This is a genomic window from Ideonella flava, from assembly GCF_051857595.1.
GTDB lineage: Bacteria > Pseudomonadota > Gammaproteobacteria > Burkholderiales > Burkholderiaceae_C > Ideonella.
This window is the reverse complement of sequence record NZ_JBPZHD010000011.1, coordinates 169,878-187,267: the sequence shown is the minus strand read 5'-3', so window position 1 is coordinate 187,267 and position 17,390 is coordinate 169,878. Positions and strand designations below refer to the sequence as shown.

Sequence of the window (17,390 nt, the reverse complement as noted above, 5' to 3'; positions counted from 1 at the left end):
TGAATACAACGATTCGCCCACGCAAAAAAAATGGGCTGGATGAATCCGCCCACTCGTCAAGTGTGTGAAAAGCGTGATTATAGCCTGCAAGAGCCGTACCCGCAAGGCGCGGGGAACAAAGGTGCGAGAATCCGGGCCTCGTTTCAACTCCCAGACCGGAGACCGCATGGGTTTTCTTGCCGGCAAGCGCCTTCTGATCACCGGCCTGCTGTCCAACCGCTCCATCGCCTACGGCATCGCCCAGGCCTGCCGGCGCGAAGGCGCCGAACTGGCCTTCAGCTACGTCGGCGAGCGCTTCAAGGAGCGGATCACCGAATTCGCTGCCGAGTTCGGCTCCACGCTGGTCTTCGACTGCGACGTGGGCGATGACGCGGCCATCGAGCGGCTGTTCACCGATCTCCAGGCGGCCTGGCCAGAAGGCTTCGACGGCTTCGTCCACTCGATCGGCTTCGCGCCGCGCGACGCGATTGCCGGCGAATTCCTGGATGGCCTGACCCGCGAGAACTTCCGCATCGCGCACGACATCTCGGCCTACAGCTTCCCGGCCATGGCCAAGGCCGCCCTGCCGACCTTGCGCCCCAACGCCGCCTTGCTCACCCTGAGCTACCTGGGTGCCGTGCGCGCCGTGCCCGCCTACAACACGATGGGCCTGGCCAAGGCCTCGCTGGAGGCCAGCGTGCGCTACCTGGCCGCCAACCTCGGGCCCAAGGGCTACCGCGTCAACGGCATCTCCGCCGGCCCCATCAAGACGCTGGCCGCCTCCGGCATCAAGGGCTTCGGCAAGTTGCTGGAGGTCTTCTCCAGGAACGCTCCCCTGCGCCGCAACGTGACGATCGAGGACGTCGGCAACGTCGCCGCCTTCCTGCTGTCCGACCTGGCCGCCGGCGTCACCGCCGAGATCACCTACGTGGACGGCGGCTTCAACCAGGTCATGATGGGCGAAGTACCTTCTTGACCCCCACGCCCCCTTGCCAAGGGGCTGCCCCCGAAGGGGCTCGCGCAGCGGACCGGCAAAGCCGGATCCGCGCACGCCCTGATAGGGAGCGCCCGTCGGAGGTCAGTCCCTCACGCAGTCGACGCAGTAGCGGCGCTGGCCGTTCGGCAGGTCCTCGGCGACCAGGCCGTGAACGTCGGTGTCGAAGCCTGGGAAGGCTGCGTTGAACGACTGCGTGAAGCGCAGGTAGTCGACGATCTTCTTGTTGAAGCGCTCGCCCGGGATCAGCAGCGGGATGCCGGGGGGGTACGGCGTCAGCAGCGAGGTGGTGATGCGGCCCTCCAGCTTGTCGACCTCCACCCGCTCGATGCGCCGGCGGGCGATGTTGGCGAAGGCATCGCTGGGCTTCATCGCCGGATGCAGATCCGACAGGTACATCTCGGTCGTGAGCCGGGCGATGTCGCCCTTCGCATACGCCTCATGGATGGCCTGGCACAGGTCTTTCAACCCCAGGCGCTCGTAGCGCGGGTGCGCGGCGCAGAACTCCGGGAGGATGCGCCACAGCGGCTGGTTGCGGTCGTAGTCGTCCTTGAACTGCTGCAGCGCCGTGAGCAGGGTGTTCCAGCGGCCCTTGGTGATGCCGATGGTGAACATGATGAAGAACGAGTAGAGACCCGTCTTCTCGACCACCACGCCATGCTCGGCCAGGTACTTGGTCACGATGGAGGCCGGGATGCCGGTCTTGGCGAACTTGCCCGACACGTCGAGCCCGGGCGTGATGATGGTGGACTTGATCGGGTCCAACAGGTTGAAGCCGGCGGCCAGGTTGCCGAAGCCGTGCCACTTCTCGTTCGCCTTCAGGACCCAGTCCATGGGCTTGCCCACGCCCTCGGTCGCCAGCTTTTCGGGGCCCCACACCTTGAACCACCAGTCGCGCCCGTAATCCTTCTCGACCTTGCGCATGGCGCGGCGGAAGTCCAGCGCCTCGAGGATGCTCTCCTCGACCAGCGCAGTGCCGCCAGGAGGCTCCATCATCGCGGCGGCCACGTCGCAGGAGGCGATGATGGCGTACTGCGGCGAAGTCGAGGTGTGCATGAGGTACGCCTCGTTGAAGAGGTCGCGGTCCAGCTGCACGGTCTGCGATTCCTGCACCAGCACCTGTGAGGCCTGGCTGATGCCGGCCAGCAGCTTGTGGGTGGACTGCGTGGCATAGACCATGGCCTGCTTGGGTCGCACGCGGCCCTTGCCCATCGCGTGATAGGTGCCGTAGAACTTGTGGAAGGCGGCGTGAGGCAGCCAGGCTTCGTCGAAGTGCAGCGTGTCGACCCAGCCGTCGAGCGTCTTCTTGATCGTCTCGGTGTTGTAGAGCACGCCGTCGTAGGTGCTCTGGGTGACGGTCAGGATCTTGGGCCGGACCTTCTTCGGATCCACGCCCTGCAGCAGCGGGTGCTTGGCAATCTTCTTCTGGATCGAGGCCTTGCTGAACTCGCTCTGCGGGATGGGGCCGATGATGCCGTAGTGATTGCGCGTCGGCGTGAGGAACACCGGCACCGCGCCCGTCATGATGATCGAGTGCAGGATGGACTTGTGGCAATTGCGGTCCACCAGCACCACGTCGTCCGGCGCCACGTTGTGGTGCCAGACCATCTTGTTGCTGGTAGAGGTGCCGTTGGTGACGAAGAAGCAGTGATCGGCATTGAAGATGCGCGCCGCGTTCTTCTCGCTGGCCGCCACCGGCCCGGTGTGATCCAGCAGCTGGCCCAGCTCCTCCACCGCATTGCAGACATCGGCCCGCAGCATGTTCTCGCCGAAGAACTGGTGGAACATGCGTCCGATGGGGCTCTTGAGGAAAGCCACGCCGCCCGAGTGCCCCGGGCAATGCCAGGAGTAGGAGCCGTCCTGGGCGTAGTCCATCAGCGCGCGGAAGAACGGCGGCGCCAGCGAATCGAGGTAGCTGCGGGCCTCGCGGATGATGTGGCGGGCGACGAACTCCGGCGTGTCCTCGAACATGTGGATGAAACCGTGCAGCTCCCGCAGGATGTCGTTCGGGATGTGCTGCGAAGTGCGCGTCTCGCCATAGAGGTAGATCGGGATCTCGGCGTTGCGAAAGCGGATCTCCTCGATGAACTTGCGCAGGTTCAGCACGGCCGGATCGAGTTCAGGGCCGGGCGTGAACTCCTCGTCGTCGATCGACAGGATGAAGGCGCTGGCCCGGCTTTGCTGCTGCGCGAACTGCGAAAGGTCGCCGTAGCTCGTCACGCCCGTGACCTCGAAGCCCTCCTTCTGGATCGCCTCGGCCAACGCGCGAATGCCCAGGCCCGAGGTGTTCTCGGAGCGGAAGTCCTCATCGATGATCACGATGGGAAAAGAAAAGCGCTGCATGGCGTCGGCCCTTCGTCGGGCGGGCAGAAAATGGAAAGCGCGAAGTGTAGGGCCGAAGGAAGGAGACAAAGATGACGTGGGATCATTCCACCGCGTGGTGGATAGCCACCGGATTGCTGGTCGTTCTGGAACTCACCAGTGGCACCTTCTACCTGTTGATGCTGGCCATAGGCACCGTCGCGGGCGCGCTCGGAGCGCACGCAGGCCTCGGCTTTCCGGGTCAGCTGGTGGCGGCGGCGGTCGTCGGCGGTGCCGCCGTCACGCTCTGGCACCGCCGGCGACTGGGGCGCCCGCCGGCTCCGCCCGCCGCCGAGAACCCGGACATGAACCTGGACGTCGGCTCGCGCGTGCAGGTGGACGCCTGGGGCATAGACCGCCACGCCCGGGTGAACTACCGTGGCGCCGCCTGGAGCGCGCGCTTCGGCGGTGCCGGCACGCCGTCACCAGGCGAGCATGTGATCGTCGCCGTCGAAGGGTCGCGGCTGGTGCTGGATCGCAGTCCCGGCTGAAGTTTCCTCCATCAAATCCGTCAACACACCGAGAACCTACCGATGGAAATCATCTCCCTGATCGTTTTCGCGATCGCCGCTCTGTTCATCGTGCGTGCCGTCAAGGTGGTGCCGCAGCAGAACGCCTGGGTCGTCGAAAGGCTGGGCCGCTACCACGCCACCCTGGCCCCGGGCCTGAACTTCCTGGTGCCGTTCGTAGACCGGCTGGCCTACAAGCATTCGCTCAAGGAGATCCCGCTCGACGTGCCCAGCCAGGTCTGCATCACCAAGGACAACACCCAGCTGACGGTCGACGGCATCCTGTACTTCCAGGTGACCGACCCGATGCGCGCCAGCTATGGCTCTTCGAACTACATCGTGGCCATCACCCAGCTGGCGCAGACCACGCTTCGCAGCGTCATCGGCAAGATGGAGCTGGACCGCACCTTCGAGGAGCGCGACCTGATCAACAGCGGCGTGGTCGCGGCTCTGGACGACGCAGCGCTGAACTGGGGCGTCAAGGTGTTGCGCTACGAGATCAAGGACCTGACGCCGCCGGCCGCCATCCTGCATTCGATGCAGGCCCAGATCACGGCCGAACGCGAGAAGCGCGCCCTCATCGCCGCGTCCGAGGGCCGCCGCCAGGAACAGATCAACATCGCCACCGGCGAACGTGAGGCCTTCATCGCCCGCTCCGAGGGCGAGAAGCAGGCCGAGATCAACAAGGCACAGGGCGAGGCGGCGGCCATCACGGCCGTGGCAGAAGCGACGGCGGGAGCCATTCGCCAGATCGCCGCGGCCATCCGCGAGCCGGGAGGCGAACAGGCCGTCCAGCTCAAGGTGGCCGAGCGCGCCGTCGATGCCTTCTCCCAACTGGCCCAGAAAAACAACACCATGATCGTGCCCGGCAACATGAGCGAAGTCTCGACGCTGGTGGCGTCCGCCATGGCTCTGATGCGCAGTCCGGCTTCCCACCCCGGAACTCCACGCTAGAATGCAAGGCTGTCCCTGCGGAGGGATGGATGAGTGGTTTAAGTCGCACGCCTGGAAAGCGTGTGTGGGTTAACAGCCCACCGCGGGTTCGAATCCCGCTCCCTCCGCCACCGGCTGTTCCAGCGACGTCCCAGAACGTCCCCAGTCGTAGGACCGGCGCCGATGATGGCGACTTGGGTTCGGATCGGCTTCATGTCGTCTCCTTCAGTCCCTGTAGGAAGGGTCGATGCGATCGAGCAGCCGAAGAAGCGCCTGCCAGTCACGGCCCTGAACGTAGCTGTCGTCGCCGGCGAACTGTTCCATCGTCCGGTTGCAGACTGCTTGCGAAGGACGGATGACGGCGCTGCCTCCGGCGAGCGCCGCGATCTGAATCTGGCACGCACGCTCGAGGAAGAACATCAGCTCGAACGCCTTGGCGACGGTCTCCCCCATGGTGAGCAGGCCGTGATTGCGCAGGATGAGCACGTCCTTGTCTCCGATGTCCGCCACCAGCCGCTGCTGTTCGTCGGTATCGAGGGCGATGCCTTCGAAGTCGTGGTATGCAACGTGGTCGTAGACCTTGAAGGCGTGCTGCGAGATGGGCAACAGCCCTTGCTCCTGCGCCGCCACGGCGACGCCCGCTGCGCTGTGCGTGTGCAGCACGCAGCCCACGTCGGGCCGCGCCTGGTGGATGGCCCCGTGGATCACGAAGGCCGCCGGGTTGACTTCGAGCGCCACGTCCTCGGCAAGCTTGCCGTGGACGTCCACCTTGACGAGACTCGATGCCGACACCTCTTCGTAGAGCAGACCGAACGGATTGATCAGGTAGTGCTCATGCGAATCCGGAAGCCGCGCCGAAATGTGGTTGTAGATCCAGTCGGTCATCCGGAAGTGCGCGATCAGCCGGTAGCAAGCGGCGAGTTCGACTCGGGCCTGCCATTCGCCGGGGCTCACCTGGTTCTTCAGTTGCTTGCGCTGCTCCAGCAGTGCGCGAAGAGCTTCATTGCTCAACATGTTCAGCTCCTTTGAGGTTCGGGATCAACGTTGCCGTTGCGCCGATCCACGCGCGTCGATCAGGCGAACGAGCGTCGCCATGACCTGAGTGCACGTCGCCGGCACTCCGGCCTTGACGGCAGCCGCGACGACGGCTCCGTTGATGGCCTCGATCTCCGTCGGTCGGCCGGCCAGCACGTCCTGCAGCATCGAGGGCTTGTGGCCGCGATGGTGGGCCATGGCATGCAGGACATTGCTTGACGGTTTGTCGGGATCCGCAGCGACGCCGGTGGCCCGTGCGACCGCCGTGACTTCGCCGACGATCCGCAGCGCGAGATCGCGGCCCTCGGGCAGGAGGTCGATCTGGTCGACCGTGCAGCGGGTCACCGCGCAGATGCTGTTGAGTGCAGCGTTGAACGCCACCTTTTCCCAGATCGACGCCCACACGTTCGGGTCGGCAGTGCAGCGAAGTCCGGCGGCGGTCAGCGCCTCGACGCATTGCGCCAAGGCAGGCCCGTTCGTGCCGTCGACGGCCCAGAGCCGAATGGCGCCTTCGCCGTGGGAATGGACGTGACCGGCGGCAACCATGTCCGCGGGCCAGGTGGTGACGCCGACGAGGATGCGCGCCGAGGGCAGAAACTGAGCAATCGTCTCGACGTTCCCGAGGCCGTTCTGAAGGGACAGCACGTGCGTGTGGTCGTCGATCAGGTGCCTGACGCCTTCCAGAGCGCTGCCAGTGTGCAGCGTCTTGGTGAAGACGATGAGGAGATCCGGGGCTTCGGTGGCCGCTTCCGGTCTGCGGGCAACAAGCCGGGTGATGCGCCGGTCGCCTCGATCGGTTTCCAGCCGCAAGCCACTTGCGCGGATCGCCTCCAGGTGAGCGTCGTTGACGTCGATCAGGGTGACGTCCTGGCCGCTCTCGGCCAGCCCCCCCCCGAACAGCGAGCCCATCGCGCCCGCACCCAGTACCGTGATTCGCATGATGTTGCAGCCCTCGTGCAGGGGTCCATCAGTCGCCGACGATCTTTCGCTCGTGGATGATCTGGCCGAAGCGCTTCGCGTCTTCCATCGCCTTGTCGTGGAACTGAGCGGGTGTCATGGGTGCCGGCTCGCCGCCGAGGGCCTGGATTCGCTCCCGCGGACCCGGCAACGCGAGGATGCGGTTGATCTCCCGGTTGAGCCGCGCGATCACGTCGGCGGGTGTTCCTGCGGGCGCGTAGAAGCCGAACACGGTGTCCGCGTCGAATCCCTTCAGCCCCACCTCGTCGAGCGTGGGCACGTCCGGAAACAGCGGTGACCGCTTGGGGCTCCCGACAGCGAGCAGCTTGAGCTTGCCCGCCTTGATGTGCGGGATCGCCACGCCCGGATCGAACAGGAACTCGATCTGCCCGGCCAGCAGGTCCGTCAGCGCCGGCGCGGCCCCACGGTACGGCACGTGGGTGGAGAACACGCCCGCCTGGGATTTCATCATCTCGGCGGCCAGGTGCGGCGAGCTGCCGTTGCCCGGCGAGCCGAATGAGGTCTTGCCCGGATGCGACCGAAGGTAGGCGAGGAACTCCTTCGCGTCCTTCGCCGGGAACTCCGGCTTGGTGACCAGGAAGACGAGCACGCGCGCCGCGGCGGCGACGGGAACCAGGTCCTTCGCCGGGTCGAACGACATCTTCGGGTAGATGAACGGATTCACCGACACCATGCCGCCGGAACTCATCAGGAGCGTGTAGCCGTCGGGCGCCGCCTTGGCCACTGCGTCGCCGCCCAGATTGCCGCCCGAGCCGCTGCGGTTCTCGATGACGATCGGTTGGCCGAGCGCCTCCTGCAGCGGTTGGCCGACCGCACGCGCGATCTGGTCCGCCGCGCCGCCGGGTGGGAAGTTGACGATGATCTTCACCGGCTTCGTCGGCCATGCCTGCGCGAACGCGGTGGCGCCCGGCACGGCCATCACGACGGCGGCGAGCCATGGCGCCGCGCGATGCGTCCAGGATCGCGCCTTCGTCGGCGCGAAGCCGTCACGAGCGGTCGGTGCGGGTCGACATGGTCGGGGTCGGGTGTTCATCGAGGTCTCCATTCGGTTATCGGCGACAAGCTCGCCGGTTGCGTGTTTCCGCGTTTCGACAAGGGGTCGAGTCGGCCCGTCGTCAGGCCACCGTCTCCCGCAGTTCCTCGGCGCGCCTTGTGCCGAGCAGCACCATGGTTCGCACCAGGTCGTCCCGGAGCGACTGCAACCAGGCGCTTGCTCCATCCCGCCCCCCGGCTGCGAGCGCGTAGAGGAGCGGCCGCCCGACGAAGACAGCAGCGGCGCCTAGCGCGAGCGCCTTCGCGACATCCGATCCGCGCCGCACCCCCCCGTCCATGAAGACGGGAACGCGCCCCGCAGCCGCTGACACGACGGCAGGAAGTGCGCTGATCGCGGAAGGCGCCGCATCGAGTTGCCGGCCGCCATGGTTCGAGACGATCACGCCATCCGCGCCGTGGTCGACGGCGCGCCGGGCGTCTTCCGCATGCAGGATGCCCTTGAGCAGCAAGGGGCCCTTCCACAGCTCGCGCAGCCACGCGAGGTGCTCCCAGACCAGCGTCCGATCCATCGCCCGGGCCAGCAAGGCAGCCTGCAAGGCCGCGGAGGCGGGCTCTCCTTCGTCGGGCCGGAGGTTGGCGAAGTCGGGCGCGCCATGACGTGCGAGCCGCAGCGCCCAGCGCGGATGCGATGCGACGTCCCACGCAAGCCGCGGGGTCGGCCGGAACGGCAGTCGGAACCCGTTGCGAAGATCCAGTTCGCGGTTGCCGCTGACCGGGACATCGACGGTGAGCACCAGGGCGCGGTATCCGGTTGCCGCCGCTCGCCGCACGATGCGCTCGGCCATCTCGCGGTGCATCACGTAGAGCTGCATCCACTGTTCGCCCTCGGCCGCGGCCACGCGCAACTGCTCGAGGCGCTCGTTGGACGCCGTCGACAAGGTGAAGGGGATGCCTGCACCGGCGGCTGCCGACGCCAGCAGTCCGTCACCTCCGGGCCTGACCAGGCCGTTCAGTCCGGTCGGCGCGACGCCGACCGGCATGGCCCAGCCCCGCCCGAAGATCTCCACGCCGGTATCGACCGTGCTCGTGTCGCGCAGGACGCGCGGCTTCAGCGTGATCGCGTCGAGGTCGGTCCGGTTGCGGCGCAGGCAGAGACCGTCGTCGGCCGCACCGTCGACATAGTCGAACACGAAGCGCGGCAGTCGGCGCCGTGCCTCGCGGCGCCAGTCGTCGGCGTTGAGCAGCATGGCCGGGACCTGCTTGCCTTCAGTCGAGCGTGACGTTGGCCGCCTTGATCAGCGCGCCCCAGCGGCTGCGTTCGGCCTTGGCGAACTCGCTCATCTGCTGCGGCGACCCCGGCAACGCCTCGATGGCGAGCGCCTGATAGCGGGCCTTGACGGGTTCCGATTCGAGCGCGGAACGCAGCGCCTTCGCGAAGGAGGCGACCTGATCGGGCGACGTGCTCGCCGGTGCCACGAGGCCCTGCCAGGCGAACGCCTCGACGCCGGGGAGGCCTTGTTCGGCCAGCGTCGGAATGTCGGGCAGGACCTTGACGCGGCTCGCGCTCGCGACGCCGAGGGCGCGCAGCTTTCCGCTTTGCAGGTGCTGCACGACCGTCGCGCTGTCCATCAACGCGAACGGCACCTGTCCGCCGATCAAGTCCTGCACCGCCGGCGCGCCGCCGCGATACGGCACGTGCTGCAGCTTCAGGCCGCTCTTCTGCGCGAAGAGCTCGCCGGCCAGGTGCTGCGGACTGCCGATGCCCGCCGAAGCAAAGTTGACCGGGTCCTTGCTCGCCTTCACCCACGCGACGAACTCCTTGAAGTTCGCCGCCGGCACCGCCGGACCGACGACGAGGACGAGCGGAAAGCGCGCGAGCAGGCCGATGGGCACGAAGTCCTTGTCGGGGTCGTAGGGCAACTTGGCGAACAGCGACGGGTTCGCCGCCAAGGTCGCGAAGTCGGCGGTGAACAGCATCTGGCCCGGCGCCTTGGACCTGGCGACATACTCGGCCGCGATGTTGGTCGCGGCGCCGGGCTTGTTGTTGACGACGATGCTGGCGCCGAGCGACTTGGCCATCTGCTCGGCCACCACGCGGGCTACGGCATCGGATCCGCCGCCGGCCGGGTAGCCGACGACCCACTCGATCGGTCGGGCGTCTTGCGCCAGCGCGAACAGCGGCGTGGCGAGGGTGAGTGCCGCAAACGCGCGGCGGGTCATGTTGGAGCGATTCATCTCGATTCCTTCTAGCCTTCAGCCGGAACTGGCAACTCAGAACGGGTAGTGGCGATCGGTCGCCTGCAGCGTCACCCAGCGCAACTCGGTGAACGCGTCGATGCCGGCGCGACCGCCGAAGCGGCCCCAGCCACTGGCCTTGACGCCGCCGAAAGGCATCTGCGCTTCGTCATGCACGGTCGGACCGTTGACGTGGCAGATGCCCGACTCGATGCGCTGCGCGACACGCCAGCCGCGAGCCATGTCGCGGGTGAAGACGGCGGACGACAGTCCGAACTCGTTGTCGTTGGCGCAGGCGATCGCGGCCTCCTCCCCATCCACGCGCACGATGGCCTTGACCGGCGCGAAGGTCTCCTCGCGGTAGATGCGCATGGCCGGCGTCACGTGGTCGAGCAGGGTGGCAGGCATCAGCGTGTTCTCGGCCTTGCCGCCGCAGACCAGCGTCGCCCCCTTGGCCAGCGCGTCGTCGATCAGCTCGTTGACACGATGGACCGTCTTCAGGTCGACCACCGAGCCGAGCACCACCGACCCCTTGCGGGGGTCGCCCAGCGGCAGCGCCTTGGCCTTGGCCGCGAGCTTGGCGACGAAGGCGTCGGCGACCGCCGCGTCGACCACGATCCGCTCGGTGGACATGCAGATCTGGCCCGAGTTGGCGAAGGCGCCGAAGGCGGCCCCGTTCACCGCGGCGTCGAGGTCGGCATCATCCAGGACCAGCAGCGGCGCCTTGCCGCCCAGCTCGAGCACCGAGGGCTTGAGGTGCTCGGCACAGACCTTGGCAATGATGCGGCCCACGTGCGTGGACCCGGTGAAGTTGACGCGCCGCACCGCTGGGTGGGCGATCATCGCTTCGACCACCGGCCCGGCATCGGCCGGTGCGTTGGTGACGAAGTTCACCACGCCCTTGGGCAGCCCCGCTTCCTGCAGCGCCTGGATGATGAGGCCGTGCGTCGCAGGGCACAGCTCGCTGCCCTTGAACACCACGGTGTTCCCGCAGGCCAGCGGCAGCGCGACCGCGCGCACGCCGAGGATCACCGGCGCGTTCCACGGCGCGATGCCCAGCACCACGCCCGCGGGTTGCCGCACGCCCATCGCAAGACTGCCCGGCACGTTCGACGGGATCACCTGGCCGTCGATCTGCGTCGTCATCGCCGCGGCCTCGACGAGCATGTCGGCCGCGAGATGCACGTTGAACCCCGCCCAGATCGCCGAGGACCCGGTCTCCGCGGCCATCGCCTGCGTGAAGTCGGCGGCGCGCGCCTCGAGCGCCTGGGCCGCCTTCAGCAGCAGCGCGCGCCGCTCGCCGGGGCTGGTGCGCGACCAATTCGGGAACGCCGCGGCGGCCGCTTCCACGGCCGCGATCGCATCCTCGGGCGAGGCGGCGGGGGCCGTTGTCGCGACCTGGCCGTCCAGCGGGTTGGCGCGCGTGAAGGTGGCGCCCGAACGCGCTTGCGCCGGCTCGCCGTTGATCAGCATGGAAATCGAACTCATGGATGTCTCCTTGCGGTACTGGGAGGATGGGCCGGCGCGCCGGGGTCAGTTCACGACGATCTCGACCAGATTGGGACCGGCGTCTTCAAAGGCAGCCCGCAACGCGGGACCGAGCTCCGCGGCGCGCGCCACGCGTCGCCCGGCGAGCCCGTGGCCCTTGGCGAGCGCGACGAAGTCCAGGCCCGGGAGGTCGGTGCCGGCCGGCTTGTCGTCCGGGCCGTAGCCGAACACGGGGGCGAAGTCCTGCAGTGCGGCATAGCGCCGGTTGTTGAGGATCACGAAGCTCATTGGCACGCCCCACTGCACCGCGCTGTACAGCGCCTGGATCGAGTACAGGCTCGAGCCGTCGCCGATGAGGCAGATCACCCGGCCGGCTTGTCGCTGTCGCTGGCGAGCCAGGGCGATGCCGACTGCGGCGGGCATGCCATGCCCGAGCCCGCCGCTGGCCATCGTGTAGAAGCTCTGCGCCCCCGCCATCGGCAGGCAGCGCTGCATCGTGCCGCGTGAACCCGGCGCTTCTTCCACCACCACGTCGCCCGGCCGGCGCACGGCATCCAGCGTCTGCAGCGCGAAGGCGGCCGACATCGGCTCGCTCGCTGGCGCGGGAGCCACGGCCGGGCGCGGTGCGGGCGGCACGCGTTGCGCCCGCGGGCCGGGCCCCTCGAGCAGCGCGTCGACGGCGAGGCCGATGCTCGACACCACGCTGTCGCCGCAGGGCGTCCACGCCGCCACCTGCGGATCGTCGACGATCTGCCAGAGCCGCGCGGTTGGAGGAATGTGCGGGCCGCGGCCTTCCACGTGGTAGGTGAAGGCGGGTGCGCCGAGCACCAGGATCAGGTCGTGCGGCGCGAGCGTCTCGACGATGGCTTCGCGCATCGCCGGCAGGAAGCCCTGGAAGAGGCGGTGGCGCTCCGGAAACCCGCAACGCGCGCTCATCGGCGCGGCCACCACGGCGGCCTCATGACGCTCCGCGAGCTGCACCACGCGATCCACTGCATCGTCGCGGTCCACACCGGCCCCCACGACGATCAGCGGCCGGTGGCTCTCGGCCAGGGCCTCGGCAACGCGCGAGATGGCTTGCGGCTCGGGTGCGATGGCGTGGCTCACCTGGCGAACCTGCACCCAATCGCTCGGGCGATCCCAGTCGTCGGCCGGGATGGAGAGAAACACCGGCCCGCAAGGCGGCTGCATAGCCATGTGGTACGCACGCAGCAGCGCCAGCGGGACGTCTTCGGCGCGTGCCGGCTCGCACGCCCACTTCACGTACGGGCGCGGAAGATCCGTCGCCTGCACGGCCGACAGGAACGGGTCGAACGGCAGGATGGAACGCGACTGCTGGCCGGCGGTGACGATCAAGGGCGTCTGGTTCTTGTAGGCGGTGAACAGATTGCCCATCGCATGGCCGACGCCCGCGGCCGAGTGCAGGTTGACGAGCGCCGCGCGCCGGGTGGCCTGGGCGTAGCCGTCGGCCATGCCGACGACGACCGACTCCTGCAGGCCCAGGACATAACGAAAGTCCTTCGGGAAGTCGCGAAACATCGGCAGCTCGGTTGACCCGGGGTTGCCGAACACCGTGTCGAGGCCGAGGTCGCGCATCAGGCGCACGAAGGCTTCGCGGACGGTGGGTCGGTTCGGTACCTGGGGTGTGGACTGTTCGCTTTGCATGTTGGGTTCAAGCTCCTGCGTGCAGTCTGGGCACCTGTTCTTCATTCGGCAATAAGATGCACCGACTAAGCCTCATCCACAAAACCAATATGCGCGCGGTCGACCTCAACCTGCTTCGCCTGTTCGACACGGTCTACCGGACGCGCAACATCAGTCGCGCCGCCGAGGAGCTCGACATGTCGCAGCCCGCCACCAGCCAGGCGCTGACGCGGCTGCGGCTGGCTCTGGGGGATCACCTGTTCGAACGCACGCCGGGCGGTGTGCGGCCCACGCCGCGCGCCGAGCGCCTCGCGCGCTCGGTCCAGGCCGGCCTCGCTCTGCTGGAAGCCGGACTCGCCGACGACGATGCCTTCGAGCCGGGGACTTCGTCCGGGCAGCTTCGGCTGCACCTCACGGACATCGGCGAGGCACGCTTCCTGCCCGAGCTGATGTCGGAAGTGCGACGTGCGGCGCCGGGCATCCGGGTACACGCCTCGACCTGGCCGAAGGAGGACATCGTTCAGGCGCTCGACAACGGCCTGATCCACTTCGCGATCGGCTTCCTGCCCGAGCTGGTCGACACGGTCAAGGTCGACCTGCTCACCGACCGCTACGTGCTGGTGATGCGTTCAGATCACCCGCTGGCGGAATCGCTCGGGCGCCGGACGCTCAACCTGGATCAGTTGCGGCGCCTGGATCTCGTCTCGGTGCAGTCGCATGCGCAGACGCGGCGCATCCTCCACTCGCTGAACCTGGAGAACCGGATCCGGCTCGAGACGTCGACCTTCCTCGCGCTTCCGTCCATCGTTCGACAGACGGATCTGGCGGTGCTGATGCCCAAGGCCATCGCCATGGGCTTCGAACCCGCCAAGCGCTTCCGCATCGTCGAGGCCCGCTTGCCGGCCGGCGACTTCACGGTCGCATTGCATTGGAGCCGCCGTCATGAGCACCTGCCGATGCTGCGTTGGGCTCGTGAGCTGCTGATCCGGCTTTTCGGATCGGCGCCGAGACGCCCCTGAGAAGACGGACGATCAGTTCACCGCGGTACGACCCATCGTCTGCCGGCGCATCTCGACCAGCGCCTGCACGCGCGACGCCAGCGCGGCACGGTTGTCCGTCTGCAGCTTGAGGAAGGCGTTGGCGAGGTGGACGTCGGCAATTCGACGCTGCTGAAGGCGCTGGCCGGCTTCCTTCCATTGGGCCGCGGTCGGGTTGGCTGGCGCGGCGAGGATCTGGGCAGCGTTCCGGCACACGTCCGACTGTCCGCCAGCCTGACGTATGCACCGCAGGACAACGTGGTGTTCGGCGAGCCTGAGCGTCGCGGAGAACCTCTGGCTTCACCTGCCGTCGTGCTCCGAAACTGCTTGCAGGCCGTTGACACGCTACGTAGTACCTCTCACGCATCGGGTTGGCTACGGGAATAAGCTCTAGTCATCTATAGGACTTAGGAGCACCCAGATGCAACCCATCGCCATCACCCGTCGCCAGCTGATCGCGGGCGGCGCCGCGGGGCTCGCTGCCGCCGCGCTGCCTGGCATCGCCAGGGCACAGGGCGCCTGGCCGACCAAGCCCATCCGGTTTGTCGTTCCTTTCGCGCCGGGCGGCAGCTCGGAGGTCGTCGCGCGGTCGTCGGCAGTGGAGATGGCCAAGCTGCTCGGCACGTCGATGTTCGTCGACAACAAGCCGGGTGCTGCCGGCAACGTCGCCATGGCCGAGGTGGCGCGCGCGGATGACCAGCACACCCTGATCCTCGGGCACATCGGCACGCTCGCCGTGAACCCTTTCATCTTCGACAAGCTGCCCTACAGCGTGGCCAAGGACTTCCGGCCCATCTCGCTGCTGGCCAAGGTGCCGAGCCTGTACCTGGTGCACCCCGATCTGCCGGTCAAGAACCTCAAGGAGTTCGTGGCCTATGCCAAGAAGAACCCGGGCAAGCTGAACTACGGCTCGGCCGGCAACGGCAGCGCCGGGCACCTGGCGATGGAATACCTGAAGATGGTGACCGACACCTTCATCACCCACGTGCCCTATCGCGGCACCGGCCCGCAGCTGACCGACCTGATGGCCGGCCGCCTGGACGCTGCCTCGGTGGGCGCTTCCGCCGTGCTGCAGTTCATCAAGGCCGGCAAACTCCGTTGCATCGCCACCGGCACGACGCAGCGTATCCCCCAGTTGCCCGATGTGCCCACCGTCGCGGAGCAGGGCTACCCGGGCTTCGAGATGACGCAGTGGTACGGCCTGCTCGCACCTTCCAACCTGCCGCAGGCCGCTGCCGACAAGCTGGCGGCCGCCGCGGCCAAGGCCATGAAGGAACCGGCGCTGCTCGAGCACCTGAACAACGATGCCGCCATCGCGGTGGGCAGCACGCCGGCCGACTTCAGCCGCTTCATCGAGCAGGAGCAGAAGCGCTGGAAGGTGGTCGTGGACCGCGCCAAGATCAAGCCCGACAACTGAGCCGGCGCGGCTCGCTCCTCCCGTCATCACAACCCATCGCCAGATGCCTTCGATGCCCCCTTCCCTCAAGCTCGTGCCCAGCGACCCCGACGGCAGCGGCCGCGCCCGATACGCCTTGCTGGCGCAGGCACTGAGGCGCCGTATCCAGGCCGGCGAATGGGTGCCTGGCGTGGCGCTGCCCTCAGAACAGACCCTCGCACAGGAGAGCCAGGTCGCGCTGGGCACGATGCGGCGAGCGCTGCAGCTGCTGGTCGACGAAGGCCTGATCGAGCGCGTGCATGGCCGCGGCACCTTCGTCCGCGAGGGCCTGAGCGGGGCCAGCATGCTGCGCTTCTTCCGCTTCGATGCCGAGCATGGCAGCGTGCCGCGCTCGACCATTCTGTCGGCCCGGCGCGCGGTGCCGCCGGCCGAGGTGCTGCGGCTTCTCGGCCGCCCACCTGCGCAGGAGGCGTTGCAGCTGAAGCGGCTGCGCTCCATCGACGATGCCCCTTGCCTGCTCGAGACCATCTGGCTGCCCTTGCCCGAATTCGAAGCGCTGGTGGACGACGACACCGCCACGTGGGCAGACCTGCTGTATCCGATGTACGCGCAGCGCTGCGGCGTGCGCGTCCACCGCGCTGTCGACACCATCGCCTTCGGCCACCTCGCCGCGGCGCAAGCGCGCCGGCTCGACCTGACGGCCGGGCACCCCTGCGCGGTCGTCCATCGTGCCGCGTATGACATCGCCGGTCGCTGCGTCGAAGTCCGCGTCACGCGGGGCGATGCCAATGCCTTCCACTACACCGTCACGCTCACCTGAGGGCTCCATGTCGCTCCACGTCTTCTCCCGATTCATCGCCCTGGCCGTCGGCGCGCTGGTGGCCGCCAGCCCCTCGGGCACGCTGGCGGCCGTCGCCGGCGGCAAGCCGATCTCGTTGATCGTGTCTTATCCGGTAGGTGGCGGCGCCGATCTGATGGCGCGGCTCATCGCGCCGCGCATGGCCGAGGCCCTGGGGCAGACCGTCATCGTCGACAACAAGCCGGGAGCGGGGGGCCAGGTGGCCGGAGGGTACGTGGCCAAGGCGGCGCCCGACGGCACGACCTTGCTGGTCGACGCCTCCAGCTACGCCGTCACGCCCAGCCTGTTCCCGCGCATGGCTTACGACCCGGCCAAGGCCTTCACGCCAATCGCGGTGCTGGCGCTGTTTCCGAACGTGCTGGTGGCGCATCCGCCGTTTGCCGCCGCCTCCGTGCGCGATGTCGTGGCGGCTGCGAAGGCCAAGCCGGGCACGCTCGCGTTCGCCTCCTCGGGCAATGGCTCGGCCCAGCACCTGGCGGGCGCGCTGTTCGAAGACCTGGCCCACGTCGACATGCTGCACGTCCCGTACCGCGGCGGCGGCCCTGCGATGTCCGATGTCATCGGAGGCCAGGTGCCCCTGTTCTTCGCCAATCTCGCGTCGTCGCTCTCGCACATCGAGGGTGGCCGCCTGCGGCCGCTGGCCGTCACCAGCAAGAAGCGCTCTGCCGCGCTGCCCGCGGTGCCGACGATGGAGGAGGCCGGCGTGCCTGGATACGAAGTCTATGAATGGAACCCGGTACTCGCGCCATCCGGCATCGACGCGGAGACGCGGCGTCAACTGATCGCCGCGGTGGCCCACGCCATGGCAGCGCCCGAGGTGCGGGAGCGCATCCGCGCACTGGGCGGCGAGCCGTTCAACGGTGGCGCCGCTGAAGCCGATGCGTTCCTGCGCGAGCAGCAGCAGCTGTGGGGGCGTATCGTTCGGCAGCGCAACGTCAAGGTCGAATGA

16 protein-coding genes and 1 tRNA gene are annotated in these 17,390 nt (G+C 67.9%); 8 read left to right on the top strand and 9 right to left on the bottom strand.

The window, feature by feature from the left end:
• Positions 1–166 precede the first annotated feature (166 nt).
• A complete protein-coding gene (gene fabI, locus ACS5PM_RS23935; RefSeq protein WP_439390224.1) occupies positions 167–955 on the top strand; it encodes an enoyl-ACP reductase FabI in 789 nt (262 codons plus the stop codon).
• Between the two features lie 102 nt (positions 956–1,057).
• Here fabI and ACS5PM_RS23930 read toward each other — a convergent pair whose 3' ends face one another.
• Entirely contained in the window at positions 1,058–3,316 is a 2,259-nt protein-coding gene (locus tag ACS5PM_RS23930; protein ID WP_439390223.1) for an Orn/Lys/Arg family decarboxylase, read from the bottom strand.
• A gap of 71 nt (positions 3,317–3,387) precedes the next feature.
• Between ACS5PM_RS23930 and ACS5PM_RS23925 the strand changes: the two genes are divergently transcribed.
• The 3 genes from ACS5PM_RS23925 to ACS5PM_RS23915 all read left to right on the top strand — a co-directional run bounded on the left by ACS5PM_RS23925 (position 3,388) and on the right by ACS5PM_RS23915 (position 4,907).
• The gene (locus tag ACS5PM_RS23925) at positions 3,388–3,825 is read left to right on the top strand and encodes an NfeD family protein (RefSeq protein ID WP_439390222.1); all 438 of its coding nucleotides are present in this window, start codon (positions 3,388–3,390) and stop codon (positions 3,823–3,825) included.
• A gap of 42 nt (positions 3,826–3,867) precedes the next feature.
• A complete protein-coding gene (locus ACS5PM_RS23920; RefSeq protein WP_439390220.1) occupies positions 3,868–4,797 on the top strand; it encodes an SPFH domain-containing protein in 930 nt (309 codons plus the stop codon).
• A 19-nt stretch (positions 4,798–4,816) separates the two neighbouring features.
• Positions 4,817–4,907 (top strand) — tRNA-Ser (locus ACS5PM_RS23915).
• Between the two features lie 94 nt (positions 4,908–5,001).
• Here ACS5PM_RS23915 and ACS5PM_RS23910 read toward each other — a convergent pair.
• The 7 genes from ACS5PM_RS23910 to mdlC form a co-directional block, all read right to left on the bottom strand.
• Positions 5,002–5,790 (bottom strand): class II aldolase/adducin family protein, encoded by a 789-nt coding sequence (locus ACS5PM_RS23910; protein ID WP_439390219.1) that lies wholly within the window; start codon positions 5,788–5,790, stop codon positions 5,002–5,004.
• A gap of 24 nt (positions 5,791–5,814) precedes the next feature.
• On the bottom strand, positions 5,815–6,750 hold the full coding sequence (locus ACS5PM_RS23905; protein WP_439390218.1) for a ketopantoate reductase family protein: 936 nt from the start codon (positions 6,748–6,750) through the stop codon (positions 5,815–5,817).
• A 28-nt stretch (positions 6,751–6,778) separates the two neighbouring features.
• Positions 6,779–7,708, bottom strand: a complete 930-nt coding sequence (locus tag ACS5PM_RS23900; RefSeq protein WP_439390351.1) for a Bug family tripartite tricarboxylate transporter substrate binding protein — start codon at positions 7,706–7,708, stop codon at positions 6,779–6,781.
• A 196-nt stretch (positions 7,709–7,904) separates the two neighbouring features.
• Entirely contained in the window at positions 7,905–9,029 is a 1,125-nt protein-coding gene (locus ACS5PM_RS23895; RefSeq protein WP_439390217.1) for an alpha-hydroxy acid oxidase, read from the bottom strand.
• 19 nt (positions 9,030–9,048) lie between these two features.
• The gene (locus ACS5PM_RS23890; protein WP_439390216.1) at positions 9,049–10,017 is read right to left on the bottom strand and encodes a Bug family tripartite tricarboxylate transporter substrate binding protein; all 969 of its coding nucleotides are present in this window, start codon (positions 10,015–10,017) and stop codon (positions 9,049–9,051) included.
• A 36-nt stretch (positions 10,018–10,053) separates the two neighbouring features.
• A complete protein-coding gene (locus ACS5PM_RS23885; protein ID WP_439390215.1) occupies positions 10,054–11,505 on the bottom strand; it encodes an aldehyde dehydrogenase in 1,452 nt (483 codons plus the stop codon).
• Between the two features lie 45 nt (positions 11,506–11,550).
• Positions 11,551–13,170, bottom strand: a complete 1,620-nt coding sequence (mdlC, locus tag ACS5PM_RS23880) for a benzoylformate decarboxylase (RefSeq protein ID WP_439390214.1) — start codon at positions 13,168–13,170, stop codon at positions 11,551–11,553.
• Between the two features lie 56 nt (positions 13,171–13,226).
• On the opposite strand from mdlC, the gene ACS5PM_RS23875 reads away from it, so the two are divergent.
• Positions 13,227–14,168: a LysR family transcriptional regulator gene (locus tag ACS5PM_RS23875; RefSeq protein WP_439390350.1), complete on the top strand. Its 942-nt coding sequence runs from the start codon at positions 13,227–13,229 to the stop codon at positions 14,166–14,168.
• A 12-nt stretch (positions 14,169–14,180) separates the two neighbouring features.
• On the opposite strand, the gene ACS5PM_RS23870 is transcribed toward ACS5PM_RS23875, so the two are convergent.
• Complete coding sequence (locus tag ACS5PM_RS23870; RefSeq protein WP_439390213.1) at positions 14,181–14,402, bottom strand: hypothetical protein; 222 nt, start codon at positions 14,400–14,402, stop codon at positions 14,181–14,183.
• A gap of 205 nt (positions 14,403–14,607) precedes the next feature.
• Between ACS5PM_RS23870 and ACS5PM_RS23865 the strand changes: the two genes are divergently transcribed.
• Genes ACS5PM_RS23865 through ACS5PM_RS23855 form a run of 3 tightly spaced genes read left to right on the top strand, consistent with a single transcriptional unit; the run spans position 14,608 to position 17,390 of the window.
• Complete coding sequence (locus ACS5PM_RS23865; protein ID WP_439390212.1) at positions 14,608–15,603, top strand: Bug family tripartite tricarboxylate transporter substrate binding protein; 996 nt, start codon at positions 14,608–14,610, stop codon at positions 15,601–15,603.
• A 52-nt stretch (positions 15,604–15,655) separates the two neighbouring features.
• Positions 15,656–16,402, top strand: coding sequence for a GntR family transcriptional regulator (locus ACS5PM_RS23860; protein ID WP_439390211.1), 747 nt, complete (start codon positions 15,656–15,658; stop codon positions 16,400–16,402).
• A gap of 7 nt (positions 16,403–16,409) precedes the next feature.
• Positions 16,410–17,390: a tripartite tricarboxylate transporter substrate binding protein gene (locus ACS5PM_RS23855; RefSeq protein WP_439390209.1), complete on the top strand. Its 981-nt coding sequence runs from the start codon at positions 16,410–16,412 to the stop codon at positions 17,388–17,390.